The following is an 18,870-nucleotide window of genomic DNA, read 5'->3' as shown; positions in this document are numbered from 1 at the left end:
AGAAGACGAACCTCTCCTTATGTCACGCAAGCCACTCAAGCATCATTTGTACGTCATTATCTTTGGTACTCACACGCCAGCCGGACGTGCATTTGATATAACTCTGATCGTTGCAATCTTGGCTTCGCTGTTGGTTCTGATCTTAGAATCCATCCCTAATGTGATGACCGAATGGTCACAACAGCTGCGTTATATCGAATACACCTTCACTGCACTCTTCACTCTTGAGTATTTGTTAAGGCTCTATTGCTCCCCAAAGCCAAAATCTTACGCCACCAGTTTTTATGGTGTCGTTGACCTATTGGCGATTCTTCCGACCTACCTAGCAATCATCTTCCCAGGCGCTTCATTTATGGGTGTGGTGAGACTGCTGCGTGTGATGCGTATCTTCCGAATTCTAAAGCTGGTTCGCTACCTGCAAGATTCCAATATTCTGTTGCGCTCACTATTAATGGCACGACGAAAGATACTGATCTTCTTTAGCACCGTCGGCATCTTGGTGGTTATCTTTGGCGCCTTGATCTTTGTTATTGAAGGTCCTGACAATGGCTTCACCAGTATTCCTCACAGTATCTATTGGGCGATCGTGACTATCACTACGGTAGGTTATGGTGACATGGTGCCGCAGACCGCGCTTGGTAAAGCCATAGCATCACTGACCATGCTATTGGGTTACTCTATCTTAGCAGTGCCAACCGGGATCATTACTGCAGAACTCAGTAATGAGATGAACTCGCACAAAGAGTTGGTTAAGTGCCCGAACTGTAACCGAGCGGGTCATGATTCAGACGCCATGTATTGCAAGCACTGTGCTAGCGAATTAGCGGATCCAGACAAGCGTGTCGTCACCGACGAGAAATAAAAGCAGACACGAGATTCGAGTAGCGAGATGCGAAGAGATTTAAGGGCAGTTTCGAGGGCCGAATAACGAGGTAGCAATAAACTAAAAAGGGTTGACGTTTGTCGTCAACCCTTTCGGTTTATCAGCTAATAGAATTTAAGCAATCTTGCCTATTACGCTTTCTCAGCAAGGATAATGCGCAGAGTACGACGTAGTGGTTCTGCAGCACCCCAAAGTAGTTGGTCACCAACCGTGAAGGCGTTTAGGAAGTCGTTACCCATCGACATCTTACGCAGACGACCGACAGGTACAGACATTGTGCCTGTTACTTTCGCTGGTGTTAGCTCCTGTGCCGTGATGTCGCGGTCATTAGGAATCACTTTAACCCAATCATTGTGCGTTGCGATGATCTCTTCGATCTCGTCCATTGGCACGTCTTGCTTAAGCTTGATCGTTAGTGCTTGAGCGTGACAACGCATTGCACCGATTCGTACACAAGTACCATCAATTGGGATTGGCTGACCATCTAGACCAAGAATCTTGTTCGCTTCAACACCGGCTTTCCACTCTTCTTTACTCTGACCGTTTTCACGCTTCACATCGATCCAAGGAATCAGTGAGCCTGCAAGCGGAGCACCAAATTGGTCTGTTGGGAATGAAGATGAACGAATCGTATCAGCCACTTTCTTATCGATATCAAGAATTGAGCTTGAAGGGTTTGCTAACTCAGAACTTACGCTGTCGTTGATCACACCCATTTGTGAGATCAGCTCACGCATGTTCTTAGCACCCGCACCAGAAGCTGCTTGGTAAGTCATGGCACTCATCCACTCAACCATGCCTTTCTCGTACAGACCACCTAGAGCCATAAGCATTAAGCTCACAGTACAGTTACCGCCAACGAACGTGTTGGTGCCGCTGTGAATGCCTTGCTGGATTTGAGCCAAGTTAACAGGATCAAGAGTGATGATTGAATCAGCATCCATACGCAGAGTAGATGCTGCATCAATCCAGTAACCTTTCCAACCTGCTTGACGCAGTGCTGGGTATACTTTTGATGTGTAATCGCCGCCTTGACAGGTAATCACAGCATCAAGCTGTTTTAGGCTATCAATATCAAAAGCGTCTTGAAGTAGACCCGCATCTTTACCACCTAAAACAGGGGCAGGAATACCAATCTGAGATGTGCTGTAATAAACAGGCTCAATCAAGTCGAAGTCTTTCTCTTCAACCATACGTTGCATCAGTACAGAACCAACCATACCGCGCCAACCAACTAGACCTACTCTCATCGCTCACTCTCCATGTATAAATTAAAAATTGCTCTCCCCCATCTATAAGTTTTTCAGAAACAGAACTCAAGTGCTTTTTGTCAAAAAGTGTAACTTTTTCGTTTCTTTTAAGTGAACGTAATGAATCGTGCAGTTATCTCTGTATCGACATTCCATCTCCACCTCATTGATTAAGCGTCCATTATCGTCAAATTCAAACATTTACATCGCCAAAGTCGATTCAATCGACGCTCATCACAAACAGTAAACCCCTCTTTTAAACCAAGGTTAATCAGAGTTTTATTTTACAAAACGAAAACAACGTGCGACAAATTTCAACATGTAACAATCATGAATGTAACAAAAATTTAGATTATGAAACCACAATTGATTGAGTTAACAGTCAAATATCACAACTTGGGCGTATTTTTTCGATATAATAAACTAATTACTGTAGTGTCCGTTTTGCACCACACACTATAACGAAGCACTATAAATGCTCGAAATCACAAGAGGCTTTTATGAAGCAGAGTAAAACTCGCCTACCGAACCTATTGCAGGTATTCATCGCGTTAGGACTATTTCTATCCCTTGCTTTTTCCTTTACTGCAAAGCTTGACCTTCCAATTCAACTTGCCTTGTATATTGGCTGGTTCATTATCATGGTTCTTGGTATTCGTCTTGGACACCAATACAAAGACTTAGAAAAAGCAGCACTCAAAGGAATATCCAATGGCTTAGGCGCGGTTTTAATACTTTTAGCCGTTGGCGCTCTTGTTGGTACTTGGATCTCAGGCGGGATCGTACCTACTATCATTTACTATGGTCTGAAAGCGATCCACCCTTCTATCTTCCTTTTAGCGACCATGATCATCTGTTCTCTAACTGCATTGGCGACCGGTACTTCTTGGGGTGCTGCGGGTACAGCAGGTATCGCGATGATGGGTATCGGCCAAGGCCTAGGTGTTCCAGCACCGATTACTGCAGGTGCCGTGCTGTCAGGCTGTTACTTCGGTGACAAGATGTCTCCTCTTTCTGATTCAGTGATTCTGGCTTCTTCAATGTCTGGTGTTGAAGTGGTTGAACACATCAAGGGCATGCTTCCAGTTGCGTTAATCAGCTACGTGATTACAGGCATCATGTTTACTGCGTTTGGTTTCCACTACGCGGGCAACGTTGACATGAGCCAAGTAGACTCTGTCATCAAAGCGATGGAAGTTCAGTTCTACATCACGCCTTACTCATTCGTTCCGGTACTTATCGTGCTTGGTCTGTTGGCTTTCCGTATGCCTTCATTCCCGGTCATCAGTTTTGGTTCTCTGCTGGGTATTATCTGGGCAGTCATGATCCAAGATATCGACTTCCTAACGGCATTCAACACTGCTTGGGCACCGTTCTCAATCTCATCTGGCGTAGAGTTTATTGATTCGATTCTTAACCGTGGCGGCATGTCTTCAATGCTAGGTTCAGTTGCGGTTATCGTATTTGGTCTAGGTTTCGGTGGCTTACTGGATAAAGTGGGCGTACTAGAGACAATCGCTAAGGTGTTTGAGCGCCGCGTAAACAGCGCAGGCTCACTAGCGACGAGCACAATTGGTACGGCCTTCATGGGTAACGTGTTCGGTTCTGCAATGTACGTATCGTTAATCCTTACGCCAAAAATCTGTGCGAAAAACTACGACCGTTTAGGCTACAAGCGTAAGAACCTATCTCGTAATGCTGAGTTTGGTGGCACGCTAACGTCGGGTATGGTTCCCTGGAGTGATAACGGTATCTACATGGCGAGTATTCTTGGTGTTGCGACGCTGTCTTACGCACCCTTCATGTGGTTAAGCTTCATCTGTATCATCGTGACTATCGTGACATCTTACATGGGTTGGTTCGTTGATAAGTGTGAACCAACAGCACCAGCGTTTGAAGCTGAAGAAGCGACCGAGTTAAGCAAGCAACAAGCTTAAGTTCAGGAGCTAACGCTTTCGAACGTAACTCAAAACGTTAATGGATAAATGCAAAAAGAGCGCCCTAGAGCGCTCTTTTTTGATCTGCTGATTTACTTATTTATCTATTTATTGGCGGTTCGTTTACCCAACCAGTAACCGATGCCTAACGGTGCAAAGAACACTACTAAGATAAACAGGATGAAGTAGATAATCACACCTTTGATTAACTCCATTAGCTTATCAATCGCCAGTACCACCACCTCTTGAGAGACGCGATCAAGGTCTTGCGTGAACAGTTCTCTTTCTGAAGTCACAATGCCGGCAATCTCGATGCGCTCTTTCGCAATCATCTCTACTAGAGCTTCTCTCTCACGTGTCACCATTTTTTCTAATGCCACACGTTCATCACTCAGCATCGCTAATTTTTGGTCGGTTTTATCACTGAGGTCGTTGAGCAATGGTTGCATTTCTGTCGACATAATAGAAGCCAGTGTTTGCATGTACTCCGGATTGTTCTCAATGAAGTCTTGCATGCTTGCTGATGTTTGACGAAGGCTTTCCAGCGTCATCGATAGGTCTTCACCCGTTAGTGAGCTATTCAATGCAACCAACTCCGCCTTCCACGACATCAGTTTTGGTGTCTGGTCAGCCATAAGGCTTAAACGATCAGATGCGTCACTCATTGCTTCTGGCATGGTGCCTAAGCTCTGAACGATTTGCGATTCGTCTTTACCAAGGTAATTTAGCCATTCACGGTAAGCAGGTGTGCTTCTGAATGTGAGGTCTTTAAATGGGTGGCTAGCAGAAAACTGCGCAACGAACGCTTTGCTGTTTTTGAAATCACTCGAGCTCAATACACCCTTTGCCAGCTTCTCGGCTTCTTGATCAAGAAAACGAGCGGTCTCTACTGCATCATCCGTCGCGAACAGATCCGCGCCGTCGCCTTGGCTATAAAACTGATTCATTTGGGCAGTGAAAACCCACGAGTCAATTAACGCAGACATAGGGGAAGTTTGGTAAGCCGCTTGTTGTAAGCCCTGCTCTGCATGGATCTTCCAAAGCAACACATAAGATTGATGTAAGGTGTCATCAGCAGGGTAAGATTGCGCGATGAGATCGGCCGAATCTTCTACTCTTGTAAAGAACATCTTGGCGTATTCACGCGTCATGATCCGAGCATTTAACTCTTGTTGAGTGAGAGGCGTCGTTTGACTATCTAACTTAACTTCTAAGAGAGAACAACCACTTAGCACAATGCTAAGCACCAACACCATCCAACTTCGACTCGAAACTCGTAACATATAAACCTCTGACAAAGACTAAGGGCGCTGATTGTATGAGCGCTTCGTCATAGTATTGTCAAAAATCCTGTAAAAGTTAACGCTGACTGTCTAAATATTCATGAGCAGAATCCACAGAGGCTTTTATAGCCTGCTCTAGTTCAGCTAAATCATGTTCACTGATTGCTCTGGACTGCTTCATTGTCATTTCAATGGTTGCGGCAATGATGGCTAACCGAGACGCTTTAATACTGCCAGCCACGCCTTTTAAGCTATGTACAATGCGAGCCGCGGAGGTTTCATCTTTGGTCAACAAAGACTTAAACTTCTCGTAGTCACCTGCGTGGTCTTGTACAAACACACCAAGCAAGAGTTCGACAGACTCAGCATCACCATCGAGCGTTTCTAACATGTCTTCGATATCAATCGCAGGCTTTGAATCTGTGACACTGGCAACGTGTTTCTCTACTACTGGCGCCTGTTCAGGGACTTGCTGAATAGAGTATTGCGGTACAACGGGTTGGCTTGTAACGTTAACGCTCTGCGGAGGTTGAGAGTCGGAAGACTGGCGCGTTGGCCTGTTCTCGGATACATAAGCGTCACTATCTACTTGTTTCACTGCTGAGGAAACAACATCGCTATAAGAAGCGTCTTCCTTACTTGAATTAATTTCTAGTTCAGAGCTGAGTTCTTGGTCTGCTTCTTTCATCGTTTTTGTGGACCTAACGCCCCAAAACACTATCCCGCTCATCGCCACCAAGCTTAAGCCTAGCATCACCAACAATAGGTTGAATTGACGATCATGGAACTCAGCTTCGAGTTTTATGATCTGTTCATTTACTGAGTTTTTCTTAATCTTATCAACCAAATAGTTAAGCTGAGCGTAATCACTCAACAATGCTGACGCATCAGCCAGTAGTTGTTGGAGTGCATCTTGTTCTTCGTTTTCTAAGGAATAAGATTTTTCTAGAATGGAATCAAAGGCGCGATAAGTCGCTGACGAACTTTGATTTTCAGAATACATGGCTTCAAATACCACAACACCGAATTCGTTGAGGAGCGGTTTTAGCTGAGGGGAAAGCTCTTTATCAGCACGCAAGATCTTAATGTTATCAACGATGTCTTGAACTTGGCTTTCTATTGGAATGAACTCATCGAACTTTTCTAGGAACTGATCAGCTACGTACAACAGTTGGTTGACATCAGGACGAAACAAGGCGTGTTGGAAATCAGATTCAATCTGCAGTCGGATCGAATAAACCAACTGAGCATCGAGTGCGAGATCATTGATACGAGAGACTCGAAGCGGTTCTGAGAAATAAAGCGATTGCCTCAATTCGTTGACTCGAATACCGAGCTCTTCGATTTGAGCTAGAGAATTGGTGTAGGAACGGCTTAGATTAAGAAGAGCCAATGAAGGAAGTAACCACAGAGCCAAGAGCACAACCAAAAAGGTGGCTGGTTTTTTAAAGCGTTTGGGCTTTGCTACTGATTGTTCCATCTATATTCCTTGTGCGTGTTAACTTGAAGCCATGACCGTAGCTAAAAGATTAAGCACAAAATAAGCGACAACGTCCTGCTGCCGCTTTTATCCGTTAACTTCGGACTATGACTTATTGCGAGTCAGTTGGTCACGTAAGTTCGGTGGAGTGCCTTTAATCGTTAGCGTGTCTGTCTCCGGATCGTAAAAGATACGTTCGCCTAGAAGCAGACTATCAAAACTAACATTCAAACCGCCACCAGCACCAACAAATTTTGTTAGTTTACGCATAGTTGCGCGATCGGCTGGGAAGCTGTCTTCTAACTCGTAGCCTTGCTCACTAGTATAGTCAAAGAAGCTTGTGCCATCAGTGCTTGCTGGCAACTCACCAGAAAGTTCACGAACTTGTACTTCATCGCCCGCTTTAAGCTGCTCGTTACAGTAATCCGCAACCTGCTTTTTGTAGCTGATCGCTTCTTCTTTCTCTAATTTAGAGTCAGAAACGAAGTCTTCTACCGCTTGCATCAGTACTTGGTTCTGCTGTTTCGCATCCAAACCAACTTCAGCTTGTAAGAAATCTAAGAAGAAATCCGCGACTTTACGGCCAACACGTCCTTTAATGTAAGTTAAGTAACGGTTTGATTCTTTATCAGTCTCATAAGTTGAAAGGTCTAGACGAGCCGCGATATCCATTTTTGAGATATCAAGGTAGTCAGTCGCACTAATATCAAGCCCTTCAGTTACCTTTAGGCTTTGGTTTGAAGGCAATAAACCAATGAAAAGGTAATCTGTTGCAAGTGACTGATATTCAGCCATTACCAAGATACCTTCGTCAGCGAATGGGTACTTTGATAGTTCGTCTTTTAGACGTTGCGCACTCTTTTGAGAAAAATCGTAAAAGTTTGTCTCACCAGCACGAAGTTGATGCAACCACTGCTGGAATTCGCTGTCAGATTTGAAAGAACCAAACCCTTTGCCTGCTTTTGAATTAAAAACACGGTGAAGTTCAGCAACTAGGCTTTCAGATGAAGCATCGTTTTCTAGAGATTCAGCACGATAGTTAACAATCAGCTCATCCTGATCGTTCTTGCTCAGCTGGTGTAAAATTACGTTGGAAAGGTGAAGGCTCATAGTGAAAATATTACCGTTCAGGTTTCAGTTGTCGTGCATAGTAGGTTATCATAAGCCGCTTTTACTATCATTATTAGAGTCCTTATGCCGATTATATCTAAATACACAGATGATCAAGTTGAAAAAATCCTAGCTGAAGTAGGTGCTGTACTAACTAAGCACAAAGCTTCGCCAGAACTTTCACTGATGATCGCTGGAAATATCGCAACCAATGTCTTAAATCAGAATGTTGCTGCTTCACAACGCAAAGGAATTGCTGAAAAATTTGCCGAGGCTTTAATTTCTTCTCTTGAAGATAAAAAGTCTCACTAAATTTGATTGACGGATAAAAGAATTATAAATGGTAGACAGCGCAAACTCATATAGCGATCGTGTATCTCGACTGGTTGGTTGGGGTCACTGGTTTGCATTTTTCAACATCATTGCTGCGATGTTGATTGGTACTCGTTATATTACTCAATCTGCTTGGCCAGAAACCTTGCTAGGCCAATTCTATTTGGCTGCATCGTGGGTTGGTCATTTTGGCTTTTTAGTGTTCGCGCTCTATCTATTAGTGCTGTTCCCGCTCACTTTTATTCTTCCGTCGAGGAAGTTATTACGTTTGGTTGCCGTTATCTTCGCGACCATAGGTTTAACTGTCCTACTGATTGATACCCAAACGTATCAAAATATAAACCTCCACCTGACGCCTGTCGTGTGGGAGGTTTTATTCAGTGGAGAGGAATCTGCATTCACGTCTGATTTGCAGCACCTCTTCATTGTTATGCCGCTTATCTTCTTGCTGCAACTCGGTCTATCTGAGTGGGTTTGGCGTAAGCAGCGTAAACTGTCTCATAAACACATTGGCCGTCCGATTACTGCCGTCTTCTTCTTGTGTTTCATCAGCAGCCACTTGACCTACATGTGGGCTGATGCGTACTTCTATAACCCAATTACTAGCCAGAAAGCGAACTTCCCACTGTCTTACCCTATGACAGCGAAAAGCTTTATGGAAAAACATGGCCTATTAGACCGTGAAGAGTACCTTGAGCGTTTAGAAGCGAACAAAGAGAATGTAAACCTAGTTAGCTACCCGCTAGAAAAAATTCAATACAACCGCCGCAGTGATGATCTTAATATCCTGATGGTGAGTGTGAACAACCTTCGCTCTGACGCTCTTAATGCGACAGCGATGCCAAACAGCTATGCCTACGCACAACAGTCGATCAACTTCACCAACCACTACAGTTCAAGTAACGATATGTTTGGTATTTTTGGCTTGTTCTACGGCCTACCGAGCAGCTACGCAAGCAGCATTGAAGCTCAGGGGTCAAGCGCAGTATTGCTCGATGTTTTAGAGAATCACGATTACAAGTTCGCTGCTTTCAGTGGCGACAACTTTAGTGATGCACTGTACTCGGATATCATCTTCCGAGGCCGTGATGTGATGCCAGAGCAAGCAACTTATGATGACCAGAGTGCCATAAAAGCTTGGTCTAACTGGATTCAATCACCGCAAGCTAAACGCCCTTGGTTTAACTTTATTGAATTAACCACACTGGATAACTTCGCCAGCTACGATTCAAGTTCAGAGTCGGACTCTACGCTAACGACAGCAGAGCGTTTTGCAGCAGACTATCAAAAGTCGGCGACAGCGGCCGATGCTCAGCTAGCAACTATCTACGCTGAACTGGAACGCTTAGAGCTTGCCGATAACACGGTGGTTATCATTACCTCTAACCACGGTACTGAGTTTAACGAAACCAAAACCAACAGCTGGGGTGCAAACTCCAACTACAGTCGTTATCAGTTACAAGTACCACTGTTTATCAGCTGGCCTGGCAAGTCTGCTTCTGAATACACCCACCGTTCTAGTCATCTAGACGTGTCAGTAACACTGATGCAAGAGCTATTGGGTGTATCTTCGAACCCAACAGATTTCAGTAGTGGTCGCAGCCTGTTTAATGAACGTAACAGAAAGTGGATTCTCGCGGGCGACTCTCGTGAACTTGCTCTTGTTACTGACCAGCAAACAACGGTGTTGGATAAATTTGGTAACTACAAATTGTACGACCAAAATTACAAGCGCCTGAAAAACGTAAGCCCTCGCTTACCTGTGTTGATGCAAGGCCTGACAGAGCTACAGCGTTTCTACACAAAAAATGACTAAATAATCAGCAAACAGCAAAGGGAAGCCAATGGCTTCCCTTTTTTATTGCCGTGAATGATTAGAAAACAAGCAACAAAACAAAATTATGAAAATTAAGGGTTTACAAGATCCTCCACCCCTTATATTATTCACGCCACTGGAGGGATGGCTGAGTGGTCGAAAGCACCGGTCTTGAAAACCGGCAACCGTTAATAGCGGTTCTAGGGTTCAAATCCCTATCCCTCCACCACTTTAAAGAAAGCCGCTGAGAAATCAGCGGCTTTTTTGCATCTGAAGCTTTTTAAAATATAAAGCTCATCTAACAAAACTCTCTACAGTCCCAGTTTCAAACCCATTCACTTTATACCTAGTTTTAAATTCCGATCTCACCGTTCTAAACTAAAAGTTCATGCGCCTAAGCCACTCCCCTCATAACTTTACCTGCAAGCCAATTAGATACTTTCTTTTTTAATAGCACAGAAACACTTCACGTATAACAAAAGTTGGGAATACTTGGCTTATTGAATATTAGATTTTGTCGGCTTCTTAATAAACCGAACAATAAATAATCATTCAGAACAAAAGTACCAAAAAGCGTTCATAAAAAAAGCAGTCAGTTAATAAGGGTATTTACAAGCGAAAGCCACCCTTATATTATACGCGCCACTGGAGGGATGGCTGAGTGGTCGAAAGCACCGGTCTTGAAAACCGGCAACCGTTAATAGCGGTTCTAGGGTTCAAATCCCTATCCCTCCACCACATTAAAGAAAGCCGCTGAGAAATCAGCGGCTTTTTTGTATCTGGCGTTTACGTAAAGAGCTTACGTAGTTTCTACTACGCCACCTTTCGGCTCACTTCAAAGCGTCCAATCAATTGGTCTAAGCGGCTCAATGCATTGCCCATCAAAGAAACTCGACGTGCGAGTTGCTTAGTAGACAGTTGTAAGTCAGATATTGAACGTTGGGCTTTATCTGCCGTTTGTCCGTTTTTCTGACTGTTCTCATCTAGATTAGACATCGTGGTAAAGAGGTCACTCACCGCTGCTTGAATTTGTTCACTGCGGGTGTTTGAGTCTACTGTTAAGTTTCCCTTACTCACATTCTCCACGCCTCGCTCCATAGACTCAACAGCACTGTGAGACTTACTATGCAGCTCTTTCATTAGGTCACTAATATGGTTAGCAGCTTGTGAAGTTCGGTCAGCCAGAGTTCTTACTTCAGAAGCGACGACAGAGAACCCTCTCCCGTGTTCACCTGCTCTTGCCGACTCAATGGCCGCATTCAAGGCCAAAAGGTTAGTCTGCGCGGTAATGTCAGTAATGATATCTATAATGTCAGACACCTTAGTCATTTCATTATTCACCTCATTCACGCTATGCGCCGAGCTTTCTACGATATTGCGAACAATCTCCATGCCTTCGACGGACTGATTGTACTCCTTCTCTGCGCTCAGGACGGCTTGCTTCATCACCGTGTCCATTTGCGTTGCTGAGACACTCGCATGAGTAATTTCGCTCTGTTGATACTGACTCAACTGAAGCATATTGCTTAATGCTTGTGATGCATCATCACTGGTTTGCTTCATCACGACACTGCGACGAAACATCGATTCCGAAACCTCTCTAACTTCGTGACTCGCATGGATCAACTCACTCACCGTGTTATCTAAATTGTCGATAAAACTGTTAGTCCAGCGCCCTAAGTTGCCAAGTTCATTATGACTGAATGTGGTGGGATCAAGTCTCCGACTTAAGTTGCCATCACCTTCGGCTAAGGTCTGCATTACCCCGGTCATTTCATGAATCTTCTTCGCTAGTGGTTTGGCGCTAACTAAACGGAATAAGCCCAATGAAAGCAACGCGCAAGCGAACATAATGCCACTCTGCATAAAAGGTGTGAGTGTATAAAGGTTGGCAAACAGTAATGGAACAAATAGAGGCAGTAGCATGCAGCTGATAAAGTGCTTAGATAAGGTATAACTTAGACTTCGGTCTCTGTAGACCTCTTCTAAATCGGACTCACACATCATGCCAAAGGTATCTGGTGAACCATCCAATTGAAAAGTGATACCTTTGCCAATAACGGGTATGTGGCGATAGTCAGAATACCCCGGATAACCAATAAACAAGTTATTGCCATTTTTAATGGTTTCTCTTACGCCTGGGTGAAGCTGATTAGTGGCTGGGTCTGTAAAGCGAATCTCAAATTCGGTGTGGTGCTGGATCTTAACCGTTCCCCAATCAGTATGAATCCCTTGCTTTAAGTTCTCGCCGTGTGAAAAGGTATTATCTTCAAAGCGAGAACGAGAGAGCGCAACACCCGGCTGAGTATTAGGATCATGAATGGAGTCGACCATAAAGATATAGTTATCACCCGACTCGCTATAAATATGCCCCGCTTCTCTTTGAATAATGTCACCAATAACATCATTTGGAACACGACCACATAGGAATTGCGGCGCCCCTTCATCCCGAGAAAAGGGGACATAAAACATCAGCGTTACTTGGTCATGAAACGATGAACTCGAAGCCCCTACGTTCAACGTGCGCTGATCCATATACGGCCCATGCAGATAACGCTTTGAAGCCCCTTCAACTAAAGCCTTCTTGTCTCCAAGGTTAACCCCTACATGCTCATGATAACTCGATGCTTGTGCTATCCCCTTAGCATCGACGATCGCCAACTCAGAAAAATCCGTACTGCGTTTAAGAAGGCTAGATAACGTCCCCTGTGCTTGCTCTTCCGTTCGACTTGCCAAATAAACAGCAGAGTCTTCTAAAAAGTCCCATTGATTCTTGACCCAGTTATGCAGAAGTTGAACTCGCGTGTGAGCAATACTTTCAAAAGCTTGTTCAAGCTCCTCCGTCCTACTTCGATTGAGGAAACAAGCTCTGCGCATAGCCAGTTTTCCTGTTGCGCCAAACCAATTAAGCCAACTACGTTCCTTGTCCGTCAGGTTCATTTTTATCCCTTGTGTTTTTATAGACACATGGGTCAAGCAATTTACAGACCGCAATTAACCACACAAATACGTAACTAATTAATAAAAAAGTACTTTATATGAGTCACAATGGTGCAAGCGTGTCTTTTATGGTGCAAAAGGCGCTTATTTCACACCATCATTTCAATGAACTATCAGCCGCTAATTTGAGAGGTTAACCGTGAACATGATAGGCCGCTTTTAACAGCTGCATGTGAATCGGCACCAAATCTTGATGTTGAGTTCGATATCCGCCACCGACTACGCAGGCCATCGGAATAGACTCTGATTTCGCTAACTCAATCATCAAACAGTCGCGCTCAAATATCCCTTGTGTAGAGACATTCAAATAACCCAGTTCATCGTCTTGATGGATATCGATCCCCGCATCATAAATAATCAGATCAGGTTGATGGAGAGCAATCGCTAACTTAGTGACTTGTTCAAAACAACGCAAAAACTCTTCATCTTCTGTTTCACGACTTAACGGTACATCTAAATCAGACAGCGGTTTTCGTGCAGGGAAGTTTTTGTCGCAGTGGAATGACAGAGTAATGATGTCGTCATTCTCTTGGCAAAGAGTTGCTGTGCCATCACCATGATGAACGTCGCTATCAACGATCAGCACTTTATCGATATGTTCAAAGGTCAGCGCGTGTTTTGCCGCTAAAACCAAATCGTTCAACAAACAAAAGCCACTGCCAAAATCATGATGCGCATGATGATAACCACCACTCAAATGAATCGCTAAACCAGTCTCTATTGCCATTTCAGCGGCCAAGCAGGTTCCACCACTTGAGTAGAGTGTTCTTTCGATAAGTTGCTCGCTCCACGGGAAACCGATACGTCTCATCTTTGCTGCAGGTAACTTACCAGACACGAGCAAATCAACATATTCGCTATCATGTACCTGTTTTACTTGCTCAACCGAAACCGGCGTTGGTTGGCACACTTCAAACTTGCACTTCCATCGAGGTTCGCTATTCATCAGCGCCTCAACAGCACTATGCAACAACTGATATTTGTTGATTGGGTAGCGATGACCTTCTGGTAAAGGTAACTGTGAATAGATTGGGTGGTAAATTAAAGGAATCATAATCAGGCTAATTGCGTATCTTTCTCAAAATCATAACAGCCTCAAACTTGGCGACAACCTTAATTAATGATAATGGTTATCATTGTTATTAATTATAAAGTAGAGACCATAATGAAAAACGTAATACTCATCTTTGGGGTGATCTGCGGCTCAGCGGCAGCAGTAATGATTTTTGTAGGAATGCTAATGGCCAGTTGGTGGAGCGTTGATTTTCTCGTGTTAAGCCATCAAACTTAACTAATTGAACTGAAAAGGAATCACCATGAGCGTTATTTTTATTACTGGAGCGAACCGCGGCATTGGCTTAAGCCTGACTCGACAATACTTGGAAAGTAATCACAAGGTGTACGCGACTTATCGTGATGACAATTCAGCAAAAGAACTGCTCTCACTCGCAGACCACAACACCAACCTTACCTGTATTCAATTAGAGATAACCGATTACCAAGCAGTAAGCCAACTCCCTTCGCAAATAGAGTCGATTGATATCTTGATCAACAACGCTGGCTACTATGGCCCTAAAGGCTATGGGCTAGGTAATACCGATGTCGAAGAGTGGCGTCGTGTATTCGAAGTTAACACTATTGCCCCACTCAAGCTTGTCGAAACGCTATTGCCTCTACTAGAAGGCAGCCATATCAAAAAGGTCGCTTGTTTATCCTCTAGAGTCGGCAGCATGACCGAGAACACCTCAGGCGGAGGTTATATCTATCGCTCCTCTAAAGCCGCTCTAAACTCCGTGGTTAAGAGCTTAAGCAACGACTTAACCGATAATGGCTTTACGGTGTTAGCACTGCATCCAGGCTGGGTACAGACCGAAATGGGTGGCCCTAATGCTCTGATCGATACCAACACTTCAGCTTCCGGCCTTATTAAAGTCATCGAGTCCGCGAATACCGGAGTAAGTGGTCACTTCTTCAATTTCGATGGCAACGAAATAGACTGGTAATCCACAGATGAATGCAGGCTCTCTCTCAAACCTAGTTAAGCACTCAACGCTGTTTTGTCTAACAGTGATGCTAACTGGCTGTTTCAGTAATGGCCCCGGCGACTTATTCGACGACTATCAAACTAAGGTCGCTAGAGTACAAGATGCTGAAGAACTCAAAGAGGATTGGGAGTTTGAAAGCCTACCGAGAAAACGAGAACTGCTGCTTGACGTGCCCTCACTCTCTATCGGCCTCATCGACAGCTACCAGCTTCGTCAGTGTGGATTGTTCAATCTGATTGCAGAAAGAAATTCGGTTCTGGGCAAGGTCGCGGATGAGTTTCGTAATTACGATTATCAAGTCGCGCTACTTGAAGGCGTGGGCAAATGTTTATCCAGTAATGAATTAGACCCAGAGATCGTAGAATTACTAAGAGAAATTGAGCAACAGAAACTCGCACAGTTTCCACTGCATCAATGGAATCTCATCTATGCCAGCGATGCTATGCAGTCACAAATGCGGGGTAGTCAGTGGTTACGCGCTGATATAGGCGATCAGGTAAGACAAACCGTTGATGCCTTACAACATATCAATCAAGCGTTAAACGTTCCGCTCGTTTCCGGCAAAACCACTGAGGTTCAAGAAGTATTAGAGAAGAGTTCGACCCTTGGGGATTTATACTACTCGCTCGCTCGGGCGTCAGTTGAGCTTGATACCATCACCAAACAGCTGACAACTTTTGATGACAAGATCATCTGTGGTAAACAACGAGACACCACTAAGTTCCGCTATCTCAACAATGTGTTCGAGCAACAATACATAGGTAAGGTTCAGCCTTACATGGCGCAACTGGATGGCTACTATCAGCACATAGCCCCGCAACTAGGAATGTTTGACGCGCAACCTGAACTGCACAGTTATTACTTTCCCATCCAAGATGCACATCAAGCCTTTCGATCATCCACTCGTCGCCATGTTGACTATTGGCAGCAACTGTTTAAACGTTGTGGCCGTAAAGTCGGTCGCTAATCCTAACCTCAATAAGTCTTAGCTTTTAGTGCTCTTTTTAGCGGAAGTACCTTTCTTAGCATACGTACCTGTCTTGGCGTAAGACTTCTTCGCCCCACCGCCTTTACGGCGTTTGAAGGCAGGTCTCTCGACTTTAGGAAGGTGGCGGAGTGATTCAGGAACTTCTCCCGTTTTTACTTTACCCATTAAACCATCAATCTTGCTTTCTAACGCTTGCATGAAAGGCTGATACGCTTGATTTCGTTCTGCCATGCCTTGCAGCTGGTGCTCCCAATGTGCCGTCATGTCTGGGAAGGTAGAATCCTCAGGTAAGGCATGAATCAAGCCTCTGCCCGCAGGGCTACTGTGAATACTCTTACCTTGGCGCGTTAGCAGCTGCCTTTTGAATAGAGTATCTAGAATACCCGCACGGGTTGCTTCTGTGCCAAGGCCATCGGTTTCTTTCAAAATGGCTTTGAGATCTTTGTTCGCGACAAAGCGCGCGATACCTGTCATCGCTTGGAGCAATGTCGCTTCTGTAAAGTGTTTTGGTGGCTCGGTTTTCTTATCACCAATCACACCTTCACGACAGGTGAGCACAGTGCCTTTATCTAACGGAGGAACCGTATCAGTACCATCACCTTTCTCTTCGGTGTCTGTTTTACCCATCAACACTTTCCAACCAGGGTTGATAAGCTGACGCCCTTTTGCGATGAACACGCCACCAGCGATATCAAAGACCAGCTTAGCATCAGCAAAAACCGCAGGTGGGTAAAACTGCATTAGATACTGACGAGCGATTTGCTGATAGATTTTCATCTCGTTGGCAGACAGGCCGTTCACCGATGACTTCTTCGGAGTAGGAATAATCGCGTGGTGAGCATCGACCTTACTGTCGTTCCATGCTTTTGATTTAAGAGAAAGGTCCGCACCTTGAGCGCCACTTTGCAGCTCTTTCGCATTGTTAGCGATAGCATCAACGATCGATTCTCGCTGCGAGTAGTGCTCTTTAGGTAGATAGCGGCTATCAGAACGTGGGTAAGTGATGAGTTTGTGTTTCTCGTACAATGACTGACACGTATCTAACACCTGTTGAGCACTCATACCAAAACGCTTAGACGCATCAATCTGCAAGGCTGACAGCGAGTAAGGCAGTGGCGCAGCTTGTTTACTTTGCTTTTGCTCTGATTCCGTCACCGTCGCGGGTTGATTCGCAATTCGGTTAGCCACATTCTCAACCAGCTTTCGATTGAGCACGCGCCCTTCTTCATCTTGCCATGGTTTACATGCTTCGCTTGGCTTCCAACGCGCACGAATATCAAAGCTCTGGCCGTGATTTTGATAAGGGATCAAAGCGTGCAGCGTGAAGTAATCTTTGGGAATGAAATTTTCGATCTCTTCATCGCGCCTTACCACCAAACCAAGTACAGGCGTTTGTACTCGCCCGACCGACAACACACCTTGGTAGCCAGCCTTTTGACCGAGTAAGGTATAAGCACGAGTCATGTTCATGCCATACAGCCAATCGGCTCTAGAGCGCGCTAATGCGGAAATAGAAAGCGGAATAAAGTCACGGTTGCTGCGCATTTGAGAGAGCGCACGCTTCACAGCAGGTAAGTTCAAGTCGCTGATCAATAGCCTGTCCATCGACTCTTTCTTAGCCTTAGAAACCTTGCAGTAATCGATCACTTCATCCACCAGCAGCTGCCCTTCTCTATCTGGGTCTCCCGCATGGACAATTTGGGTTGCGTCCTTCAATAGCTTTCGGATCACCGTGAGCTGTTTGCTTGACGTCTTACGCGGTCTTAGCTGCCATTGCTCTGGCACAATAGGAAGATCGGCTAAGTTCCACTTCTTATAACGGTCATCATAAGCATCCGGCTCAACCTGCTCCAATAAGTGTCCAATACACCAAGTCACCACATCCCCGTTACCACATTTGATAAACCCTTGGTCTTTCTTCTGTGGATTAGGCAGTGCAGCGGCGATCGCGCGGCCGAGGCTTGGTTTTTCAGCAATAATAAGGCGAGACATGTTTTTCCAGATGCTACAAACAATTAGAGCCACATTATCTAATGTGGCTCTAATAAATCAAGAAAAACTGGTTGTTTATACAGTTAGCATTCCACTATTCAAGCTTCAGCTTTCTTTATAAAAACTCAACGAACTTAGAGAAGTCGCGCTCTGGCACTTTCATTGGCGTACAGCCCGGAGTGCCTAGGTATAGGAAGCCAACAATTTCATCGTCGCCTTCTAGGCCAAATGCTTGGTGAACCTCAGGGTGGAACATCCATTTACCTGAACGCCAAAAACCTTGGAAACCTTGTGCGACGGCGGCCATTTGCATTGCTTGTGCCGCGCAACCTGCAGAAAGGTGTTGTTCAATCGCTGGTACTTTCTCGTGCTCAGTCACTTTAGCAATCACGGTGATCACCATAGGAGCTCGGAACGGCGCTTTCTTAACTTTCTCGATCACCGCTTCTTCGCTTTCATCCGCTTCAGCAGCACGAACCAAGATGTCAGAAAGCTTCTGTAGCCCTGAACCTTGCGCGATGACAAAGCGCCAAGGTGTTAACGCACCGTGGTCAGGAGCTCGTAAGCCCGCTTTGATAATGTTTTCTAACGCTACACCTTCAGGTGCCGGATCAGAGAGTTTTGCGATAGAGCGTCTGTTGAGCAATAGATCCAAAGCATCCATTTGAAGTCCTTACTATTTCTTTATTATTTGTATACTTGAACTTTAGCACAGAATACAAACGATAATAAATCTCAACCACTGCCCATTTG

Annotated in this window: 14 protein-coding genes and 2 tRNA genes; 8 read left to right on the top strand and 8 right to left on the bottom strand. The window is 44.8% G+C overall.

Annotated elements, in window-relative coordinates:
- The first annotated feature begins 19 nt into the window (after window positions 1-19).
- The gene (locus AB6D93_RS00405; RefSeq protein ID WP_029235134.1) at window positions 20-862 is read left to right on the top strand and encodes an ion transporter; all 843 of its coding nucleotides are present in this window, start codon (window positions 20-22) and stop codon (window positions 860-862) included.
- Window positions 863-1,014: 152 nt separating this feature from the next.
- Here AB6D93_RS00405 and asd read toward each other — a convergent pair whose 3' ends face one another.
- Window positions 1,015-2,133, bottom strand: a complete 1,119-nt coding sequence (gene asd, locus AB6D93_RS00400; protein WP_017629874.1) for an aspartate-semialdehyde dehydrogenase — start codon at window positions 2,131-2,133, stop codon at window positions 1,015-1,017.
- Between the two features lie 500 nt (window positions 2,134-2,633).
- Here asd and nhaC point away from each other — a divergent pair, with 500 nt between their 5' ends.
- Window positions 2,634-4,070, top strand: coding sequence for a Na+/H+ antiporter NhaC (nhaC, locus tag AB6D93_RS00395; protein WP_017063453.1), 1,437 nt, complete (start codon window positions 2,634-2,636; stop codon window positions 4,068-4,070).
- Window positions 4,071-4,174: 104 nt separating this feature from the next.
- Here nhaC and AB6D93_RS00390 read toward each other — a convergent pair whose 3' ends face one another.
- From AB6D93_RS00390 to yejK, 3 genes are all read right to left on the bottom strand, one after another.
- Complete coding sequence (locus AB6D93_RS00390; protein WP_017065980.1) at window positions 4,175-5,353, bottom strand: hypothetical protein; 1,179 nt, start codon at window positions 5,351-5,353, stop codon at window positions 4,175-4,177.
- A gap of 76 nt (window positions 5,354-5,429) precedes the next feature.
- Entirely contained in the window at window positions 5,430-6,833 is a 1,404-nt protein-coding gene (locus AB6D93_RS00385; protein ID WP_102332517.1) for an Hpt domain-containing protein, read from the bottom strand.
- A gap of 105 nt (window positions 6,834-6,938) precedes the next feature.
- The gene (gene yejK / locus AB6D93_RS00380; RefSeq protein WP_017061190.1) at window positions 6,939-7,943 is read right to left on the bottom strand and encodes a nucleoid-associated protein YejK; all 1,005 of its coding nucleotides are present in this window, start codon (window positions 7,941-7,943) and stop codon (window positions 6,939-6,941) included.
- Window positions 7,944-8,027: 84 nt separating this feature from the next.
- Between yejK and AB6D93_RS00375 the strand changes: the two genes are divergently transcribed.
- The 4 genes from AB6D93_RS00375 to AB6D93_RS00360 all read left to right on the top strand — a co-directional run bounded on the left by AB6D93_RS00375 (window position 8,028) and on the right by AB6D93_RS00360 (window position 10,830).
- Window positions 8,028-8,255, top strand: coding sequence for a YejL family protein (locus AB6D93_RS00375; RefSeq protein ID WP_004734063.1), 228 nt, complete (start codon window positions 8,028-8,030; stop codon window positions 8,253-8,255).
- 28 nt (window positions 8,256-8,283) lie between these two features.
- Window positions 8,284-10,092: a DUF3413 domain-containing protein gene (locus tag AB6D93_RS00370; protein WP_017065981.1), complete on the top strand. Its 1,809-nt coding sequence runs from the start codon at window positions 8,284-8,286 to the stop codon at window positions 10,090-10,092.
- 138 nt (window positions 10,093-10,230) lie between these two features.
- Window positions 10,231-10,321 (top strand) — tRNA-Ser (locus AB6D93_RS00365).
- 418 nt (window positions 10,322-10,739) lie between these two features.
- Window positions 10,740-10,830 (top strand) — tRNA-Ser (locus AB6D93_RS00360).
- A gap of 75 nt (window positions 10,831-10,905) precedes the next feature.
- Here the strand turns inward: AB6D93_RS00360 and AB6D93_RS00355 are convergent.
- The gene (locus AB6D93_RS00355) at window positions 10,906-13,032 is read right to left on the bottom strand and encodes a methyl-accepting chemotaxis protein (RefSeq protein WP_102332518.1); all 2,127 of its coding nucleotides are present in this window, start codon (window positions 13,030-13,032) and stop codon (window positions 10,906-10,908) included.
- 193 nt (window positions 13,033-13,225) lie between these two features.
- Entirely contained in the window at window positions 13,226-14,146 is a 921-nt protein-coding gene (locus AB6D93_RS00350) for a histone deacetylase (RefSeq protein WP_102332519.1), read from the bottom strand.
- Between the two features lie 262 nt (window positions 14,147-14,408).
- Here AB6D93_RS00350 and AB6D93_RS00345 point away from each other — a divergent pair, with 262 nt between their 5' ends.
- Both AB6D93_RS00345 and AB6D93_RS00340 read left to right on the top strand, forming a co-directional pair.
- Window positions 14,409-15,095 (top strand): SDR family oxidoreductase, encoded by a 687-nt coding sequence (locus AB6D93_RS00345; protein WP_102332520.1) that lies wholly within the window; start codon window positions 14,409-14,411, stop codon window positions 15,093-15,095.
- A gap of 7 nt (window positions 15,096-15,102) precedes the next feature.
- Window positions 15,103-16,104 carry a DUF3080 domain-containing protein gene (locus AB6D93_RS00340; RefSeq protein ID WP_102332521.1) on the top strand — a complete coding sequence of 334 codons (1,002 nt, stop codon included), beginning with the start codon at window positions 15,103-15,105 and terminating at the stop codon, window positions 16,102-16,104.
- Between the two features lie 18 nt (window positions 16,105-16,122).
- Here the strand turns inward: AB6D93_RS00340 and AB6D93_RS00335 are convergent, their stop codons facing one another.
- Together AB6D93_RS00335 and AB6D93_RS00330 are read right to left on the bottom strand one after the other, a co-directional pair.
- Window positions 16,123-18,117, bottom strand: coding sequence for a DNA topoisomerase III (locus AB6D93_RS00335; RefSeq protein WP_017063444.1), 1,995 nt, complete (start codon window positions 18,115-18,117; stop codon window positions 16,123-16,125).
- 115 nt (window positions 18,118-18,232) lie between these two features.
- Window positions 18,233-18,781 carry an NAD(P)H nitroreductase gene (locus AB6D93_RS00330; RefSeq protein WP_017070328.1) on the bottom strand — a complete coding sequence of 183 codons (549 nt, stop codon included), beginning with the start codon at window positions 18,779-18,781 and terminating at the stop codon, window positions 18,233-18,235.
- Window positions 18,782-18,870: the final 89 nt, after the last annotated feature.

The organism is Vibrio sp. 10N.247.310.23 (assembly GCF_041467155.1).
GTDB lineage: Bacteria > Pseudomonadota > Gammaproteobacteria > Enterobacterales > Vibrionaceae > Vibrio > Vibrio crassostreae_C.
This window is presented reverse-complemented; position numbering and strand designations above follow the sequence as displayed.

Coding starts and splice junctions, on each gene's coding strand:
- AB6D93_RS00405 (WP_029235134.1), top strand. CDS start 20: ATGTCACGCAAGCCACTCAAGCATCATTTGTACGTCATTATCTTTGGT.
- asd (WP_017629874.1), bottom strand. CDS start 2,133: ATGAGAGTAGGTCTAGTTGGTTGGCGCGGTATGGTTGGTTCTGTACTG.
- nhaC (WP_017063453.1), top strand. CDS start 2,634: ATGAAGCAGAGTAAAACTCGCCTACCGAACCTATTGCAGGTATTCATC.
- AB6D93_RS00390 (WP_017065980.1), bottom strand. CDS start 5,353: ATGTTACGAGTTTCGAGTCGAAGTTGGATGGTGTTGGTGCTTAGCATT.
- AB6D93_RS00385 (WP_102332517.1), bottom strand. CDS start 6,833: ATGGAACAATCAGTAGCAAAGCCCAAACGCTTTAAAAAACCAGCCACC.
- yejK (WP_017061190.1), bottom strand. CDS start 7,943: ATGAGCCTTCACCTTTCCAACGTAATTTTACACCAGCTGAGCAAGAAC.
- AB6D93_RS00375 (WP_004734063.1), top strand. CDS start 8,028: ATGCCGATTATATCTAAATACACAGATGATCAAGTTGAAAAAATCCTA.
- AB6D93_RS00370 (WP_017065981.1), top strand. CDS start 8,284: ATGGTAGACAGCGCAAACTCATATAGCGATCGTGTATCTCGACTGGTT.
- AB6D93_RS00355 (WP_102332518.1), bottom strand. CDS start 13,032: ATGAACCTGACGGACAAGGAACGTAGTTGGCTTAATTGGTTTGGCGCA.
- AB6D93_RS00350 (WP_102332519.1), bottom strand. CDS start 14,146: ATGATTCCTTTAATTTACCACCCAATCTATTCACAGTTACCTTTACCA.
- AB6D93_RS00345 (WP_102332520.1), top strand. CDS start 14,409: ATGAGCGTTATTTTTATTACTGGAGCGAACCGCGGCATTGGCTTAAGC.
- AB6D93_RS00340 (WP_102332521.1), top strand. CDS start 15,103: ATGAATGCAGGCTCTCTCTCAAACCTAGTTAAGCACTCAACGCTGTTT.
- AB6D93_RS00335 (WP_017063444.1), bottom strand. CDS start 18,117: ATGTCTCGCCTTATTATTGCTGAAAAACCAAGCCTCGGCCGCGCGATC.
- AB6D93_RS00330 (WP_017070328.1), bottom strand. CDS start 18,781: ATGGATGCTTTGGATCTATTGCTCAACAGACGCTCTATCGCAAAACTC.